At 37.4% G+C, this 18993-nt stretch carries 12 protein-coding genes; 7 read left to right on the forward strand and 5 right to left on the reverse strand.

Features of this window, described 5'->3' with window-relative positions; all coding sequences use genetic code 11:
• Positions 1 to 18: 18 nt before the first annotated feature.
• A complete protein-coding gene (locus tag F6K06_RS04620) occupies positions 19 to 4053 on the reverse strand; it encodes an esterase-like activity of phytase family protein (protein ID WP_124154874.1) in 4035 nt (1344 codons plus the stop codon).
• A 903-nt stretch (positions 4054 to 4956) separates the two neighbouring features.
• Between F6K06_RS04620 and F6K06_RS04625 the strand changes: the two genes are divergently transcribed.
• The 6 genes from F6K06_RS04625 (at position 4957) to F6K06_RS04650 (ending at position 11663) form a co-directional block, all read left to right on the forward strand.
• Complete coding sequence (locus tag F6K06_RS04625; protein ID WP_240038880.1) at positions 4957 to 6012, forward strand: LD-carboxypeptidase; 1056 nt, start codon at positions 4957 to 4959, stop codon at positions 6010 to 6012.
• A 2111-nt stretch (positions 6013 to 8123) separates the two neighbouring features.
• On the forward strand, positions 8124 to 8369 hold the full coding sequence (locus tag F6K06_RS04630) for an HNH endonuclease (protein WP_124143559.1): 246 nt from the start codon (positions 8124 to 8126) through the stop codon (positions 8367 to 8369).
• A 78-nt stretch (positions 8370 to 8447) separates the two neighbouring features.
• Complete coding sequence (locus tag F6K06_RS04635; RefSeq protein ID WP_240038792.1) at positions 8448 to 8693, forward strand: hypothetical protein; 246 nt, start codon at positions 8448 to 8450, stop codon at positions 8691 to 8693.
• A gap of 34 nt (positions 8694 to 8727) precedes the next feature.
• Positions 8728 to 8985 carry a cytotoxic translational repressor of toxin-antitoxin stability system gene (locus F6K06_RS04640; RefSeq protein ID WP_124143560.1) on the forward strand — a complete coding sequence of 86 codons (258 nt, stop codon included), beginning with the start codon at positions 8728 to 8730 and terminating at the stop codon, positions 8983 to 8985.
• 53 nt (positions 8986 to 9038) lie between these two features.
• Positions 9039 to 10625 (forward strand): glucose-6-phosphate isomerase, encoded by a 1587-nt coding sequence (locus tag F6K06_RS04645; RefSeq protein WP_124143561.1) that lies wholly within the window; start codon positions 9039 to 9041, stop codon positions 10623 to 10625.
• A 363-nt stretch (positions 10626 to 10988) separates the two neighbouring features.
• Entirely contained in the window at positions 10989 to 11663 is a 675-nt protein-coding gene (locus F6K06_RS04650; protein ID WP_287243567.1) for a response regulator transcription factor, read from the forward strand.
• A 302-nt stretch (positions 11664 to 11965) separates the two neighbouring features.
• Here F6K06_RS04650 and F6K06_RS04655 read toward each other — a convergent pair whose 3' ends face one another.
• The 4 genes from F6K06_RS04655 to murC all read right to left on the reverse strand — a co-directional run bounded on the left by F6K06_RS04655 (position 11966) and on the right by murC (position 16776).
• On the reverse strand, positions 11966 to 12442 hold the full coding sequence (locus tag F6K06_RS04655) for a low molecular weight protein-tyrosine-phosphatase (protein WP_124143563.1): 477 nt from the start codon (positions 12440 to 12442) through the stop codon (positions 11966 to 11968).
• A gap of 632 nt (positions 12443 to 13074) precedes the next feature.
• Entirely contained in the window at positions 13075 to 13425 is a 351-nt protein-coding gene (locus F6K06_RS04660; protein ID WP_124143564.1) for a YbaB/EbfC family nucleoid-associated protein, read from the reverse strand.
• A 682-nt stretch (positions 13426 to 14107) separates the two neighbouring features.
• Positions 14108 to 15079, reverse strand: a complete 972-nt coding sequence (murB, locus tag F6K06_RS04665; protein WP_124143565.1) for a UDP-N-acetylmuramate dehydrogenase — start codon at positions 15077 to 15079, stop codon at positions 14108 to 14110.
• A 38-nt stretch (positions 15080 to 15117) separates the two neighbouring features.
• Entirely contained in the window at positions 15118 to 16776 is a 1659-nt protein-coding gene (murC, locus tag F6K06_RS04670; protein ID WP_287243566.1) for a UDP-N-acetylmuramate--L-alanine ligase, read from the reverse strand.
• A gap of 1152 nt (positions 16777 to 17928) precedes the next feature.
• On the opposite strand from murC, the gene F6K06_RS04675 reads away from it, so the two are divergent.
• On the forward strand, positions 17929 to 18948 hold the full coding sequence (locus tag F6K06_RS04675) for a type I glyceraldehyde-3-phosphate dehydrogenase (protein WP_124143567.1): 1020 nt from the start codon (positions 17929 to 17931) through the stop codon (positions 18946 to 18948).
• The last annotated feature ends 45 nt before the right edge of the window (positions 18949 to 18993 follow it).

Consider the following 18993-nt stretch of genomic DNA (forward strand, 5'->3'; position numbering starts at 1 on the left):
TCAGCGATAAAACACGCCCTAACTTCTGATCGAGAAATTTTCTGTTTCTAACAATGGAGTATTTATCAAAGTTGCAAATTGACCGCCACTGCCAAAACCAGGTGTGTCACCATCAGGGTTATAGAACAAATTACCATTATTCTCATTGTAAACAATAACAGCATCAGCAGTTACCGCATCCCCATCGCTAGCAACGGTAACAAATTCACTGTCAATGCTAAAACCTTCTCCCGGTTCACTGTTGATAGCAGTGAAAGTTCCAAGGTCTAACAGAATAATATCTCCCTGGGTAGTGGAGAAGTCGGTAATTGTGTCTACACCCATATCGTTAGAATCAAATGGTTGATTTGTGTTAAAGATAAAGCGGTCGATACCACCGCCTCCTGTGAGTACATCGTTTCCTGCTCCACCATTGAGGCGATCGCGACCAATACCTCCTTCTAAAGTATCTTCCCCTGGGCCACCCAACAAAATATCGTTACCGGGGCGACCTATTAACAGGTCATTGCCAGACTTACCAAATACTTTATCATTACCACGACCAGCATTGAGATTATCGTTACCACCACGACCATCAATCACATCATCCCCACCAGAACTAGCAATATTATCACTTTCTTCAGTACCCACTAACCTGTCATCGCTTCTGGTTGGAGATAAACCTAAGTCAAGAGCAAAAGCAAAGAATTGAGTTTCTTGAGCAGGGTCGAAATCGTTATCGCTAACTACAATTAAAGATTGACGACCATCGGGTAAAACGGGACCTAGAGCTAAACCTTCAAAATCATCCAGACCATCAAAATTAGTATCAATGTCGTTAAAATCTACCAGCAGTTCTTTCTCTGCAACGACAATATCTTGACCGACCAAACTATCGAAGTCACTGACATCGGTAGCATTTTGAGCTGATGCTAGATAAAGTTTGTTTTGGTTTAAACCATTGTCATCAAAATATCTTTCTAAAGCTAAGAAAGTTCCTGAATTATCTAATGCTACTAACTCTGCAAGACTGTTAGTACGGTCTACGCTATCAGGAGTGCCAGCAGGAGCATTAGCATTATCAGTTTCGTAAACAAATTCAGCGGTTGGTTCCCCTGTAGCTAGATCGTATTGAATAATTCTTGCTAAACTGGTTTGGTCGATACCAGCAGCAGGTCCGTCTTGGAAGAGAGCATTTTCTATTCCGGTATAGAGGAAGCGCTCTTGAGGATCGATAGTTAAACTTTCAAAAGCTAAATTATTCCGAATACCACTGCTGTTATCGGCGGTAGGCAGGAATTTTTGAGGTATTTCTAGTTCGTTTAATTGTTCTCCTGTTAAAGCAAATTCATTAACAAAAGGATTGACTAATTCTTCTGTATTGCCTTCCGAAGAAATGAATACAGTTCCTTCACTGGTTAAAACAATACCTTCGGGGTCTAGACTTTCTTCCTCAAAAACATCTTCGTTTTCATCCAACAGAGTAGTTACTTCTGCAACGCTAACATCTAGACCATTACCACCATTGAGATTAATGTCTAAGGTGTAGTAACGACCAGGGTTAACATTGCTGCGGTCATCAGAAATAGCGTAATAAACTCCGTTGTCAGCGTCATAAGTTAAACCAGAAAACCCACCTACTTCCGTGCTTTCAAAATCGAAGGCAGCAGGAATACTACTTTCACCAATAAATTCAATACTTCTGACTTCTGCACGTTCTGCTTCTGGGTTGAAAATTGGTTCTGGATCTGGTAACCCATTTATTCCTAGTCGTGGATCTAGGTCAAGAGGTTCGTCTAGTTGAACTAAGATAATTTCATTATTATCTAATTCTGGGGGTCGTCCTGTAGCAAAATCGCCGAAAGGATAGTTATTGTCTACAGAAACTAGAATTGTTTCCTCGTCAAATACTAATACATCCTCAATACTGGTAATAGGAAGAGTAAAGTTATTGCTGCCATTGCCATCAAGGTCATTAGGATCGTCAATATCTAACAAGTCAACTAATTCAGTTTTGGAGACGAAACCATTCTCATCTACTTGGGAAATATCAATGAGAAAGAGTTTCTTGAAGAAAGCTTCATCCGCTTGAAAATCGTCCCTTTCAATGGCAATAAACTGAGTATCATTGACAGGAGTTAAATCTCCAAGTTGGAAAGTTGGAGTATCGCCAGGATCATCTAGAGGATATAATCCTACTATTTCGTCGCCGTAAGTTCCAGTCTCAATATCGTATTCATAAATTCGTAGAGAATTTTCTGGGTCGCCATCTACTGGCGCTTCTAAAATTGGATAAAGTGTAGTTCCGTCTGGACTGTAACCAATACCCTCAAAACCGCGAGAACCTCGTAAATTTGCTAGAGCATCCCCTGCTTCTACATCAGGATTTTGAGGTGCTCTTACTTCATCAGCGAAAAAGCGATCTAACACTTCCTCAATAGTTTCTGGGAAGTCACCAATTAAACCATCTACACCTAAATTGATTAAGTCCTCTACTTCTTGTGTCGGAGTTTGTACAGTACCATCTGGGTTTAAAGTAAGATAGCGTTCCTCATCCCGTAGAGTATATACATTAACTAGCAATTCTGCATCATGTGCAAAATCAATTAGAGGAAAAACTTCCCCTGTTAACTGGGTCCTAATTTCAGCGTTACCATCTTCGTCACCATCGACAGGTTCATCCAAACCTTCCGGCAGTAAAATGGTATTTTTCCAAGGGTTAACAGCTTCAGCGTAGGTTGCCATGAACTCATAAAATTCAGGCAATTTTAACAGATCGCCGTATCCTGTTTCTTCATTCAGCTCGATAATATCAACCAAGTCGCCGTAAACTTCACGAGCATCATCCTCAGTAAAATCAGGATCGCTAAAGTTGTTAATTAGATCGTAAGGGAAGGAAAATCCTGGATTAAAGTTTTCTGTCGCTGCTCCAGTAAGTTGATGCAGAGGAACGTCAATTCCTGCATCTGGCATTATTTCCTGATCTAAACTAATTAGAGGTGCAATTTCAAAAGTTTGAATAATGTTTTGTTCTGGATCTGTAAAATCTTCTGCCACCAAAACATCTACTGTAGCTTCTTCTATATTCAAACCAATGCTATCGAAGTAGCTATTATGTTTGAGTTCGTGAACAATACCAACTTGCTCACCTGTTTCTGCTGTAAAATCCTCAACTAACTGAATTACTTCAGCCATCGTGGGAATTTCAAACAAGTCATCAAACTCATCGCTACGTTCCTCCCGAGGTTGTCGAGCGCGTAGGGTTTTGATTTCTTCTAGGGTAAAGTCTTCTGCAAATAAACCTTCATATTCAACTCCGTCAATAGTTTTAGTCGTTTCGCGAGCTGCAAAATCAGGGTTCTCATCAAGAATATCCAGAATATTTGTAGTGTTATTGAGCAATGGTTCGTGACGAACGATGGGTACTCCATCTGAGGTCATCACATAGTCCGTTTCAATAAAATCTGCACCCTGTTCTAAAGCTAAACGGAAACCTTCTAAAGTATGTTCTGGTCGAGGACCGCTAGCGCCACGATGACCGATATTAATAGGGATTTGCCCGTTAAGAGTATTTAGTCGAGGAATATTAGGAGTGGCAATAGGAGCTTCTAATAAAACTCCATTACTATCAAAGTGTAATAGATAGGGACCGTATTCGTCTCCTACCCACAAATCGCCGTTTTCATCAATAACTAATGCTTCGGTATCAAAATCTGTACCTGTTAAAGGTCTTTCAGGATCGTTTTCGTTAAGAATTTCAAAAGGTACTAGATTGTTAGGATCGCGAAGGGTGATAAAATCTTCTAGCTCAACACTACCGTCACCCCCTTCAATACCAGTAAAATTGGGATTAACTTTGTAGATTCTAGCTAGAGTATCAGAATTGCCACCAAAAAGACTATCTACTATGAACCAGTAGCTATTAGTGTCAGCAAACTGTACCCCACTCCATCCACCTACAGGTTGACCAGGAAAAGGCCCAGTACGAGTGGTGTCTACATCTGCGCCTGATTCTGGTCCATCAGCAAATGTATCAGCGGGTAAAGATGCAAATCCTATGAGAGTTTGTACCATCTAGACTAACTATCTCCAGATAAAAATAATTGGTTGTTTATTATGGAAAAAGCAGTTAGCTTTCACTCCTTCTTACATAAGTTCTTACCTGGAGATGGTTAAGTCAAAGTAAATAAAGATTTAAGTTTAAATTAAATTTGAATAATTGCTAAGTTAAGAAAGATACTCAAATTTGAAGAAGTAGTCAGTAGGAGCAAGAATGTGGTTAATGAGTATTCTCATCCTATAAACCCCATTAGCACCGAGAGTGACAGTGGGGTATTATATCAAATCCGGTAGCATCGGTATAATTAGATAGTTAATCTAGGAGTCAGGAGTCAGGAGGGAAGAGAATGCGCGAAACATTTGCTCTTGGATGAAGATGAAAATTTTTTTTATACCGAACCCGAGCGGATTTGATATTAAACCCATAAGGGAAAATATAAAAAAGTAATTTTCTGAGGTACTAAAATTGCTGGATAAAATGAGCTATAACAGGGTTTTTAGTAATAAAAAATAGGGCGTTGCACAATCAGGAATGATGAAATCCAAAAGTAGATATTTTTGGATAATTCTTTCCTCAATATATGTACAGTTTCAAATCTATTATCATTCTTTAATGTGCAACCCCAAAAATAGAATGGATTCGTGAGGGTTATGATGATGCTATGGATTTATATCATAGACTTGTCGCTTTATCACTTAAAAAAATCCCAAAAACTTTGTTCTGTAAGGATTGTAGCTATTGGCAACCAAAAAGTATGGGAATTATTGCTCTGCCTAGGTTGGAACGATTTTTTCCCTCTATTTAGCGACAACTCTAATAAATAGCATTTGAAGGTTTGATTAAGACATTTTCAAATTCTCATACCTTTGTCAAACTATGAATTTTCCTTTTTACTATAAAATATCATCAAGAAAATTATGTTTTTTATTCCTGCTGCAATATTTATGAACGATCGCCGTTACTTTTTAAAATTTCTAGGTCTGGGTTTATTGACAACTCAACTCGCTGCGATAAATAAGCGATCGCTCCGGGTTGCCTCACCAATATCCCCCCAACCTATCCTCAAACCACCCCGCCTTCAAATTGGTGACACTGTAGCAGTAGTTAGTCCTGCCACCATGATTGATAAACATCAACTCAAATACGTCAATTTGGTTTTAGGGCAACAAAAATTAAAAGTAAAAGTTGCCACCCACGTTCTCGATAGATATGGATATTTAGCAGGTAAAGATATAGACCGCGCTGCGGATATTAATGCTATGTTTGCGGATGACGAGGTCAAAGCATTGGTAACAACCACAGGTGGTTGGGGTAGTAGTCGCATTTTGCCATTATTAGACTATAACTTAATTCGGAAAAATCCTAAAATTATCATTGGTTACAGTGATATTACTGCTCTGTTATTGGCGATATATGCTCGCAGTGGTCTGGTGACATTTCACGGTCCCTTTGGTACATCTCCCTGGAATAAATTTTCTGTTGGTTATCTCAAAGGCATCCTGTTTGAAGGAAAAGCGATGACCTTGCAACCTCCCACGAATATTGTGGAAACTATTACAGGTGGAAAAGCACGGGGGCAACTGGTGGGGGGGAACTTGTCTGTGTTAACAGCGATGGTGGGGTCTAATTTTTTGCCAGACTGGCGAGGGAAAATTTTGTTTGTGGAGGAGATAAGAGAGGATGTTTATCGGGTAGACCGGATGTTGACTCATTTAAGTTTAGCTGGCATTTTGCAGCAGTTGGAGGGTTTTGTTTTTGCGCAATGTACTAGATGTCTGGATGAGGAAGATGATTTTCCCACGTTAACTTTATGGCAGGTTTTGTTAGATCATATTCGACCTTTGGAAATTCCTGCTTGGTATGGCACAATGATCGGTCATATTCGGGATAAATTTACAGTTCCATTAGGAGTAGAGGTGGAGATAGATAGCGATCGAGGTACAATTAAAATGTTAGAAACTGCTGTGGTTTAGGGTAAATAAATGCTTGAAAACTTTTATAGGAGTCAGGAGGGAAGAGAATTTCTTGGGACTTAGGCAGAAACAGAGTTTATCGAAAAAATTTAGTGATTGAAAACAATTAGGGCAATAAACCCGGTTTCTTGTTTTCGTGCATCAGTCCTATTTATAACGGAAAAAGACGATCGCTCATAGTAGATTTGCTTTTATTAGCGATCGCCTTCTGCATTTGAAAATTATACATTTCCATTGGCTTTGTTGCACAAAAGATGATGTTTAGGGTAAAAATAAAGAAGTCAAGATGGTACACGAAACTACACTCAGCAGATATGAGTAAGAGTAAGTCTAAATCCAACTCCAAGTCCTTGTATCGACTCANACAATCACAAAAAAGGTGAGATGAAATAGGCATATCTTTACCTGAAAATAATTTTGCTGGAAGGATCGATCACAACAAGATATACCCAAAACAGTTTGGGTAGCTACCATAGAAGTAGAAACCAAAGGTTTAACTGGTCCTAGAACTATTGCGATCGTCATCAATCATAGTTATATATCTCAAGGGACTGAAATTGATGATTTAATCACACATAAACAATATAAAAGTGTGACCGGAGAATGGATGGATACTTACAACCTTTTGTGAGAGAAACTATATTGAAAAGTTTGATCGGGAAGCTCAGGGATGGTTGGGTTGAAAAGAAGATCAACTCACAGCTCAAACCAGTATGATGCGTCATTTGATCTGAGTGTTTGTTGCCTATACTTTCATTGTTTACCAACAATTAATGGCAGGCTTGAGAAAGGGTGATTCTCGCCAAGCTGTGACAAATTTTACAGAGACATTAGAAGTATTTGTGAGTGGTGTTTCCTACAAATTTTTTTGCTGGTGACAACAGAATCAAGAAATATTTTGCTCAACATCAAGCTGACTTGGGGGTAATCTGGGGGTAGACTCAGGTATAACTCGCTCTAATTATAGAATAGAGCTAAATCTATTTTACTTTTTTACAAAAGTCCAGGTAACGCTGCGCGACATGTTTGCGGAGCATGACAAACGGAAAAAGCGGAGCTTCCCGAAGGGTGGGATGGCGATCTTCGGAGCGGGTCTGTAAGAACGGGTCTCCTCGCCATATCCAATCGACCAAGAGAAAAGAAAAAATTTTCCTTTTAGTCAATCCTCTTCTTTTCAAAGAGAGGTAATTGTTAATTATTAATTATTAATTATTAATTATTAATTGTTGAAGACCTAATAAATGATATTGAAACTATTCATTCTGTACGTTGCTAATCCGACAGCTTCCCTACCTGACTCCTAAGAAATAAACTAGCTATTTGTAGCTAAGATTTATAAAATTCGTATTATTATCTAAAAGTCTAGGATATTTCAAAATTCAAATAAAATTGTTATAGTGGTTGCAAATTTCATCTGATTTATGAACTAATTCAAGAAAGAATAAGGTTTTAGTTATCTAGAAAAATCTGCCAATAGCACAGTCAAGACATCCGGAGCTTCAATATTGTAGAAAATAAGAAGCGACTAGTGCAGGATGGCGGAAATAACTGACCAGTTAAAAAATCCTAAAAGCCTTACCAATCAATACTTTTGACTTTTGACTTTTGACTTTTGACTTCCGCGTAGCGGCACTAGAATAGTCAACCCATCTTTAATTCAAGCATTTAAAGCATTTTAACTGTATTCTTGTAAGTATCTTTTGCTAGCATTATTCAATCAATAAAACATTATGCTTAAAGATTTATTATAACTGAATATCCACAGTAAATTCAAGAAGTCAGGAACCAGAAGTGTGTTTGCGCAGCATTCAGACCGAAAGTCAGAAGTTAAAATTAGTGGGAGATTGTTACTTACCACTAATTTTCAACCGCTAAAATAAAATTTATAGCGGGGGTTGCGTTACCCTATTTATCCGTCTAGAAATAGAGATATTATTACCGAAATTATCACGGGGAAAAACTTCTGACTTGGTGACTTCCTATTTCTGACTTTCCGTTTGTCATGCTGCACAAACGAGGGCAGGGATAATGTTAGTATTTTAATAAACTATTAACTGGTGATATAATCATACTGAATTAACAAAAATTAGAGATTTAATCAGAAATAAATTATGAGCAAAACTCCCCGAATAAACATTCCTTTAGCAGTCAGAAAATATGTATTCGAGCGCGACCGCTACCATTGTAAAAGTTGTGGTAAAACTACTAGAGAAACACAACTTACTATAGACCATATTATCCCCCTAGCTAGTGGTGGTAGTAATGATATTAGTAACCTACAAACCCTCTGTAGTAAATGTAATCAAAAAAAGAAACATAACTTTGACCCACGATTCCAACGGAACTTCAGTAACTAAAGCCAAAAAAAATTATTCCATCCCCGAAAAATCTCAATTTTTGAGTAAAATTGAACCGGATTAAATCAGGATAAATATATGGTAAATTCAAAAAGAATTAACTTTCTTAAAAGTAAGTTGTACTCTCTAATAAGTAGAATGTCTGATATAGACCTAGAAAGAGGTTGGGAATATTTACAAACACTTTATTATGATAGCTTCATGCTACAAGCTATTCAACAATCTAAAACAACTCATAAACCAGGAGATATATTAACCAAAGAAGAAGCCATACAAATATTGTATTTTGACCGAGAAGATAGTCAAACTAAAAATAACCAATAATAATAAATTAAGATATAGAAAAAACCATATTATTGTGAACCTAGAAGTGCGTTATGCTCGGTCTTTTGTCCAAGACCTAAAAACTTTAGAAACTGCTGCCTACAAAAAAATATATGATTTTGTTTTTCTCAAATTCAGTCAAATAAATTACTTACAAGAACTACCAGAATTAAGACAACTTGGAACCAGTGCTATTTTCTACAGATTTACTGTGGACAAATACCTGATTGGTATAGAAGTAACAGGTCAAATTCTTAAATTTATCCGTATTTTACCAAAGCCACAAATTTAATATTCTAAACTATAGATACCAGACTAAAAAAAACAAAAAATACAGTAATTTTTATGGACTCAAAAGCACTCTGGCAACGCTATATTAACTGGCTTTATTACCATGAAGGATTAAAATTTTATGTTGATATAAGTCGCATTAAATTTGACGATTCTTTTCTAGAAACAATCAAGCCAAAATTTGAAAAAGCTTTCCAAGATATAGAGCAATTAGAAAAAGGTGCGATCGCCAACCCAGACGAAAACCGGATGGTTGGCCACTACTGGCTGAGATCCCCAGAACTTGCGCCCACCCCCGAAATCAAACAAGAAATTGTCCAAACTATCGAACAGATAGAGACTTTTGCCAAGAAAGTCCATAGTGGAGAAATCAAACCTCCCAATGCCCCCAAATTTACAGATATTCTGTCCATTGGTATCGGTGGTTCAGCTCTCGGTCCTCAATTTGTGGCCGAAGCCCTTAGTCCAAATGACCCACCAATGCAAATACATTTCATCGACAATACCGATCCTGCAGGTATCGACCGCGTACTCTACAAACTCAAAGACCGCCTCAAAAGTACCCTAGTCATAGTCATCTCCAAGTCAGGGGGTACGCCAGAACCTCGCAACGGTATGATGGAAGTCAAAGCAGCTTATGATGCTCAAAATCTAGACTTTGCTCCCCACGCCGTCGCAACTACCACCCCCGATAGTAAACTAGGTAAAATTGCCAAATCTGAAGGATGGCTAAATATTACCCCCATGGCAGACTGGGTAGGGGGACGTACTTCTGAATTATCCTCCGTTGGTTTACTACCAGCAGCATTGCAAGGAATTGATATCCAGGCCATGCTAGACGGGGCAAAAGAAATGGACATAGCCACTCGCAAACATGATATTAAAGGCAACCCCTCCGCTTTATTAGCTTTGAGTTGGTATGCCGTAGGTAACGGACGAGGGGAAAAAGATATGGTAGTTCTCCCCTACAAAGACAGTCTGCTAATGTTCAGCCGTTATTTACAGCAGTTGGTCATGGAATCTTTAGGCAAAGAAAAAGACCTAGATGGTAATATAGTCAACCAAGGTATTGCAGTTTATGGTAATAAAGGTTCCACAGACCAACACGCTTATGTACAACAGTTGCGTGATGGTGTACCTAATTTCTTTCTTACCTTTATCGAAGTTCTAGAAGACCGTCAAGGTATTTCTCCCGAAGTAGAACCTGGAGTAACTTCTGGTGACTACTTATCTGGTTTTCTACAAGGTACTAGACAAGCACTTTATGAAAATCAGCGAGATTCTATTACAGTTACAATACCCAAAGTTAATCCTAAAAATGTAGGGGCCTTAATTGCTCTTTATGAGAGAGCTGTTAGTTTTTATGGCTCTCTAGTTAATATTAATGCCTATCACCAACCAGGAGTAGAAGCAGGTAAAAAAGCTGCGGCCACAGTGCTAGAGTTACAACAACAGGTAGTAAATGTCCTCAAGCAAGAGGTTTCTCCCCTATCTTTAGAAGAAATTGCCCAAAAAGTAGGTGCTGATGACAAAATAGAAATCATCTATAAGATTTTGCGCCATTTGGCAGCTAACCAACAGAATATTGTTTTTCATGGAAATCTTGGGCAACCAGTTAATTTAGCTGTAAGCTATCAGTAGTATTAAGTATTATAGGTATTAATTTGGCCTAGAGCATTCGGGTTGGTTATTGGACTCATCCAGATTGTGCAGCAACAGATATAGTTTTTACTCATGGACCAGAGAATATAGTAACTCAAGGACTATGGGGCCCGGAAATAGCCTGTAAAGTAAGTTTGTGGGTGCTTTCTGACCTAAGATAATAAGTTGCGTTGGACAGCAACCCACATAATTATAATCTTGGGAAGTCTACGCGTACATCCAGGTTCAGCACCATGAGAATGTCACTAGGAGATAACTTCACAAGCATAAAAATTTAGTTACTAATAGTCTAGGTATTTCCCTACTCCCAATGTTAATTTACTTCCCTATTCCCATTAAACAATGCCCTTAACAATTCTCGTAGTTGATGATGATTTGGGAACTCGTTTATGTGTTGGTGATTACATAGAGATTTCTGGTTACTCGGTAGTCAAAGCTGAAAATGGTCAACAAGCTTTGGATTTATTAGAGAAATCTCGGCCACACCTGATGATTACTGATATTGCTATGCCAGAAATAAATGGTTATGACCTGGTACGACAAGTTCGATCGCGTCCCATTTTTCGTTTATTGCCTGTGATTTTTTTAACTGCCCATACAAGTACAGAAGAACGAGTAAAAGGCTATAATTTGGGGTGTGATATTTACTTACCAAAACCTTTTGAATTACCAGAGTTAGGAGCAATAGTTCGGTCTTTGTTGGAGCGGTCTGCTCTTATTGCCCAAATTTCACCCATATTTAACCAATATTCTCAGACAGAAAAGCTATCTAAATCACATTATTCAGAAGCAGTATCTCAGTCAGTTATTGCCAATTCTAAGATTAGTTTGACTGAGCGAGAACAACAAGTTTTGAGTCTTTTAGTTAATGGTCTTTCTAATGTTCAGATTGGCGACCGCCTACATTTAAGCCATAGAACTATTGAAAAATATGTCAGCAGTTTATTTAGAAAAACCAATACTAATAATCGAGCTGAATTAGTTCGTTTTACTATGGAAAATTACTTGACTAATTAGGGTTTGCTGAAAAAGTATTTCAGTAGAAGTAGGAGACAGGAGACAGGAAAAATGGTAATTAAGAGGAGGTAGAAGTAAGAATTGTAAGAATGATTTTTATGCCCAACTATGCGCCTAAAATACCCTCCATGCATGAGTATGAAGAGCTGATTTCCAGGCATTTTTTTCAACCTAAAACAGCTAAAACCTTTATATATAAATGCTTTTAGATTTAATCAGCAGATCAATAATTAATTTTAAATTTAGTTAGTTTGAGTTGATTTTTTGCCAAAAATTTAGACTAATTCAGCATTCATAGACCGCTATTTTTTTTGATTAATAATATACTCTAAAAGTCCCTCACAAGCATCTAAAAGTATTTCAATCACATGGTCAAATCCATCCTGACCACCATAATAGGGATCGGGAACTTCCTGCACATCAAAATACCTACAAAAGCCACACATTAATTTGACTTTATCCTGATACTTACCAGCAGTATCTAAGCGCAGTACATCCCGATAATTATCCTTATCCATTGTTAAGATTAAGTCAAAATTATCAAAATCTTCTACTTGAAATTTACGAGCTGCACCTTTAAGGGTAATTCCTCGCATCTTAGCTGCATAAGTCATCCTAGAATCAGGTGGACTACCTATATGATAGCCTCCTGTACCAGCAGAATCACAAACTATACGACCGCTCAAATTAGCTTTTTCTATCAGATGATTCATAATATTTTCTGCTGATGGAGAACGGCAGATATTACCAAGACAAACAAATAATAATTTATATTCCATAAATTAATCAAAAATAGGTAATCTTGAAGAAGGAAAAAGGAAAAAGCAAGAAGGAAGAAGGAAGAGGATAAGAAAGTTTTTTATCGCTAATATCAAGCCTCATTAATTAATCATAAAAATTCATCTAAATGATTGAAATAATTACTTTAGCAGTAGTCTTCTGAAAGAAAAAATTTTGTTTCAAGCCTCCCTTTTTAAGAGTATAAAAAGCGGTCGTTAGCGCAGCTTCCCGAAGGGTGGCATGGGGAGGAGACCCGCTCTTGCAGAGCCGCTCCGCTAACGCCATATCCAATCGACCAAGAGAAAGAGAATATTCCTTATGTTTTAAATAAGGTTTTCCTACGGAATGCTGCGCAAACAGCTAGAGATACTGAAGTCCGAAGTTCCTCCGGAGGAGACTAACTGAAATGACAATTTTATAAATATGATTAAGACTAGGATACAGGTTAGTTATTAGTCTACGATACATTGGTTCTTAACTTAAACCTGCCCTAGCTATTAAGACTTAAATTATCAAAATAATTGGGTCGCGTAACCCCGCCTTTTAAGGCAAAATGTTTTTGTAGGCTTGCTCAAATACCCGTTACAAAAACAACTTCTGATTTCTGACTTCTGACTTCTGACTTCTGACTTTATGAAAGTCCAGGTATATTTAAACCACCTGTCAAATCTTCCATGCGCTCGCGCATAGTAGCAGTAGACTTACTATAAGCGTCTTGCATTGCTACTGTCACCAATTCAGAAATTACTTCTGCCCCTTCTCCTAGTGCATCAGGTGAAATTTCTACTCGCCGTGGTTCTTGGTTTCCACTCAAAAAAACCTTGACTAAACCACCACCTGCTACCCCTTCAACCTCTAATTTATCGAGATCTTCTTGAAGTTGTTTAGCTCCTTCTTGAACCTGTTGAGCTTTTTTAAAAGCCTCTGTTAGTTCTTTCATTTTACCTAACCCGAAGTTAAAGCCTTTTCCTGATTGTGACATAATTATTACTCTTCTATGGTAAGTCTTATTTGTTATTTGTTTGTTGCCATTAAATTATTAGGTCTCTAATAATTTATGCAGCACATATTTTAATTCTTCTAGATTCTCAATATATTTATACAGAATCTAGTTAGATTTTGTGCTTTAGTAGGAGCGGATAAAAATGCGCACCTACCTTAATATATAATATCATGGCATCTTTACATAAAAATCATAACACTGCAATATATTTTTAGTACCTAATTAAATTAATAATTTGACGAACCTGCTATTTCCAGACCTAATTTATTCAAGATTTCCCAATACCATAAATTGGCAATAATATTAGTTAAAAGCTGTTTGTAGACCATAGAATGCCTAAAATATAGTAATTAATTCAGAAGGTGGGGAATCTGAAAACTATGCCAATTTTAGTGACTATTACTAATAGAAACCTGATAGTAATTTACTTGTAGTTATAAATCTGAATAATTAACAGAAAAACTCTGTATCTAAAGTTGATTTATCCATTTTATGTACCTAATTTGTACTTAACTAGACTGTTTAACTAGCAAGAAGCACAAGTTTAGTATACTGGTATTAGAAAGTTGCTGCCCCTAGTTACTTTATCCATTTTGTGTACCTAATTTGTACTTGACTAGATTGTTTAACTAGCAAGAAGCACCCGTTTAGTATACTGACATTAGAAAGTTAGTGCTCCTGAAAAATCTCCGATCATTTTTACCTCTGGTTTTAATAAAAAAGACCATTGCTTTTCCACCTGTTCTTGAACATGATATATCAATTGGAAAATATCGTTAGCTGTAGCTCCCCCACAATTAAGAATAAAGTTTGCATGACGGTGAGCTACCTGGGCCATACCTATTTGATAACCCTTAAGACCAGTTTGTTCAATTAACCAACCAGCAGCTTGTGGCCCAGGATTGCGAAAAACACTACCACAACTAGGTAAATGATAAGGTTGGCTAGTCTTACGCTTGTTAAAATTTTCAGAAGTGATAGCTGTCACTAAAGCAGGATTTTCCCCTGGTTGTAACTGAAAAGTAGCTTTAGCCACCAAAATAGACTTACCTTGTAGCCTAGAATGGCGATAGCTGTATTCCAAATCTTGAGGAGACAGAATTTCTATCCGACCATCAGGCAACATAACATGGGCATTAACTAATATATCAGCTATACATTTTCCTTGTGCCCCAGCATTCATTACCACAGCACCACCAACAGTACCAGGGATACCGACAACCCACTCCAAACCTTGCCAACCCATTCTAGCTGCCTTCCAAGCAATGCGTGGTAATGATTCACCAGCACCTACAGTGAGAAGACCTGTTTCCTGTTCAAAGTTAATGTAACGGAGGTTACGACTACTAATAACTAATCCTGGTAAACCACTATCACTCACTAACATATTGGAACCTCCTCCTAGCAAAGTAATTGGTAGTCCTTCAGAGTGAGCAAACTGAAAACTTGCTTGTAATTGATCTAATTTTTTTGGTGTGACATACCATTCAGCAGGTCCTCCAACTCGGAAAGAAGTCAGAGGAGCTAAAGGAACATTAGACCTAATTACACAATCTGTTCCCAGTAGTGGAATAGGTTTATATTGTGGCTTTTGAGCTGAACTAGCTATGTTATAAGGGAGAGTCATTGTCATAACTAATACTTGAATTATCGTAATTTTAAAGATATTGTTTAAGAGTTAGCTAACTCAACTGAATGTTCCTCTATATAAGCTGTTTCAATAGATACAACCTGATAGTGAGGTTTTTGATAATATGCCATAACCTCTGGAATAATTTTATTGAGGTTGCCAGCACCGAGAAATATTGCCAAATCTCCTGGTCTTAAGACTTCATTTAAAAATTTACTTACTGATTCTAAAGATGGTTGATAATAAACCTGTTGATGATAACCAGAAATTGCTTCCGCTACTTGTTGGCCAGTAATTTTACCCAATGGCGATTCTCCTGCACTGTAGATATCAGTAACAATTACCATATCAGCATCATTAAATGATTTAGCAAACTCTGAAACAAAAGCTTGAGTACGACTATGACGATGAGGTTGGAATATAGCAACAACTCTTTGGATCGGCGATGAGTTATTTTGTTTTGTCAAAGATAAACTTGTTGTAGATATGTGAGATTTTGTAGTCACTTTTTGACTGTTTTTTCGTAAGCGAGCTGCAGCTAAAGTTGCGCTAACTTCACTAGGATGATGAGCATAGTCATCAATAAATACAATACCATTGCACTCTCCGCGATTTTCAAATCGACGATGAGCGCCTTCAAATTTAGCGATCGCCATAGCAATAGCAGGAAATTCTAAACCTAGTAACCTGCCTACTGCTACAGCAGCTAAAGCATTACTTAAGTTATGTTTACCCAATAACCCCAACTGTAACTCTCCCAGAATTTGGCCCCGCTCCCAAACACGAGCTAAGGTAACATGAGATTGATAATCTACACAATCGACTGTATAATCTGCATTACTATCTGAGTCAAGGCTATAGCTAATAGTTGGCTGGAGGAAGTTTTTCACTGTAGAACAGTCTATACAACCTACCAAAGTTTGACAATTTTCTTTAAATACTTTAAAAGTCTCAACCACCTGATCTAAACTTTCATAATGATCTGGATGGTCTAATTCGATATTTGTTACTACACCAATGTGTGCAGATAATTTAATCAGAGAGCCATCTGATTCATCTGCTTCTGCGACTAGATAAGGACTGTTACCTAAACGAGCATTACCTTCCCAAGCATCTACTTCTCCACCAATAACAATAGTGGGGTCTAAACCAGTTTCTAGAAGCATAAATCCGATGAGACTGCTAGTTGTAGTTTTGCCATGAGTTCCTGCTACAGCGATGCTTTGATATTCTTGAATTAGAGCTGCTAATAGATCCGAGCGATGTAAAATGGGACATCCTAGTGAAATTGCAGCTTTATACTCAGAGTTAGTTTGATTAATTGCTGTTGAACAAATTACTTGTGGCAGCTCCGAAATTTCTTGGTTATCCTCCATTCTACCATTGCGCTTTTCCCTCTTTAATGCTTCTGCATTTAGACGGAGATCGATGGGAGGTAAATTTAAGTTTAAGTCGTTTGACGGAGATAAATTTTTCTCTTGAGAAATTTGTTGAAATAGTTCTAAATTTTTAGCATCTTGATCCCAAAATATATGGGTTCCTATTGCTTGCAAACGCTTTGTTATATGGCTTGATTTTAGATCCGATCCATAAGTTGGTAAATTGCGTTTGGCTAAAATGTAAGCCAAAGCTGACATTCCGATGCCTCCAATACCAATAAAATGAAACGGCCTACCACTGAAATCTACATATATAGACATTAATTACTCCTTATACACCACACTGTGCCCATAACACGCGATATCATACCAGGATTTTTTTTTTTTAGATAGAGTCTAGCAGTAATTTACCAAAAATACTGGTTAGTTTAGTTAATCAGCTCTATTACTTGCAATGAGTTTGTTTTCTATCAAATCTTTACCCACTGGCCAGTCTTTTTCCGGATATACCTCGAAAAATTAATCAAGGATAAATTATCAGGATTTTTTACAAAAGAATAAGTATTTATAGAACCTAACTAGACAAAATCAATTATGAATTATCATTCACAGTTTAGATTGCTATTCAAGCATTAGTTGTTAGTCAGTAACTTGTTGTCCAATAACTAATGGGTTGCTAATTCTGACTTACTTAAATTGAGCAAACAAAATTTGTTATGAATAACTTACTATAAAACTATTTAACAAAAGTTTTTTATTCGCTTCTATATCTTCTTACTACTTAAACTGTCCCAGGATTGATTAGTGGAGCAGAAAAATTTTTCTACTTCAATGTAGACTTTTGACTTTTATAATTTTGACTTTTGACAAAAAATCCTCACAAGTTCTATACCCCATCCACATAGGTTCCTTTATACAACAAGCTGTGAACAAAAACTTAAATTTAATGCCATAGCTAACTCGATTAATGGCAGGGATCGTAATTAACCTACAAAAAAATTACCAAATTACCATTTTGCTGTATGATAATGGTCAAGATTAATTTTCTTTTAAGCTCTCCTTATCTAAAATTCATATCACTTCTGAAAAAGTTAGGGATCTGAGATGAAGGTAAGGTAGAGTTTAAGCCTGAAATCAATATCTGGAACTACCAAAAAGCACCCAGTGGGGCAGCACGGGGCTTGGCTCAATTAAATAGCAGTCAGCAGTCAGCAGTCAGCAGTCAGCAGTCAGCATTAGGAGTTTTTTTTATGCCCTAGTCGAGGATTTCAACCCCGACTCAACCATCCGGCGCATTATTTGCCGGAGTATAAACCCAAGGTCAAAAAGCTGATAGCTGTTTGCGGAGCATTCCGGTACGGAAAATGCTGAAGCGCTGATAGCTAGTTAACACTGAAACTGGATTAATTCAGTATTTAAAACTGTCAAAAACTTTAATTATACATGATTATTGCTGTTGTTAGGAGGTAAAAAGTGATTAGAGTTGCTATAAATGGTTTTGGACGGATTGGACGAAATTTTTTACGTTGCTGGCTCACTCGTACAGATAGCCAACTTGATGTTATTGCTATCAATGATACTTCCGACCCCAAAACCAATGCTCATCTACTAAAGTACGATTCAATGTTGGGCACATTAAAGGGTGTGGATATTAGTACGGATGAAAATTCCATCACAGTTAATGGTAAAACAATTAAGTGTGTATCTGACCGTAATCCTTTAAATTTACCATGGGCAGACTGGAATATCGATCTAATTATAGAGGCTACAGGTGTATTTGTGACTGAGGAAGGAGCCTCAAAGCATTTACAAGCTGGAGCAAAAAAGGTTTTAATTACTGCTCCTGGTAAGGGTGGAAAAGTTGGTACTTTCGTGGTAGGTGTTAACCATCAAGATTATGAGCATGATGATTATGATATTGTCAGCAATGCTAGTTGTACAACCAACTGTCTAGCTCCAGTGGTCAAAGTGATAAATGACAATTTTGGCATTATTAAAGGTACAATGACCACAACTCATAGTTACACTGGCGACCAACGTATTTTGGATGCTAGTCACAGAGATGTACGGCGGGCTAGAGCAGCGGCTGTAAATATTGTGCCAACTTCTACAGGTGCAGCTAAAGCAGTGGCTCTGGTAATTCCAGAAATGAAAGGTAAGTTAAATGGTATTGCTATGCGGGTACCTACTCCTAACGTTTCTGTAGTAGACCTTGTAGCTCAAGTTGAGAAAAATACTTTTACTGAACAAGTTAACGAAGTTATACAAGAAGCTGCTAATGGACCAATGAAGGGTATCATTGAATACTGCGATTTGCCTTTGGTTTCTTGTGATTTTCGTGGTCATGATTCATCTTCTATTGTAGATGCTAGTCTGACAATGGTTATGGATGGCGATATGGTGAAAGTTATTGCTTGGTATGATAATGAATGGGGTTATAGTCAGCGTGTTGTAGACTTGGCTGAAGTTGTCGCACAGAAGTGGCCTGCTTAGTGTGTCTGAGTTTTCACTCTCTGGCAATTGAATTAAAAACCCAAG

Source organism: Okeania sp. SIO1H4 (genome assembly GCF_010672695.1).
Classification (GTDB): Bacteria; Cyanobacteriota; Cyanobacteriia; order Cyanobacteriales; family Microcoleaceae; genus Okeania; species Okeania hirsuta.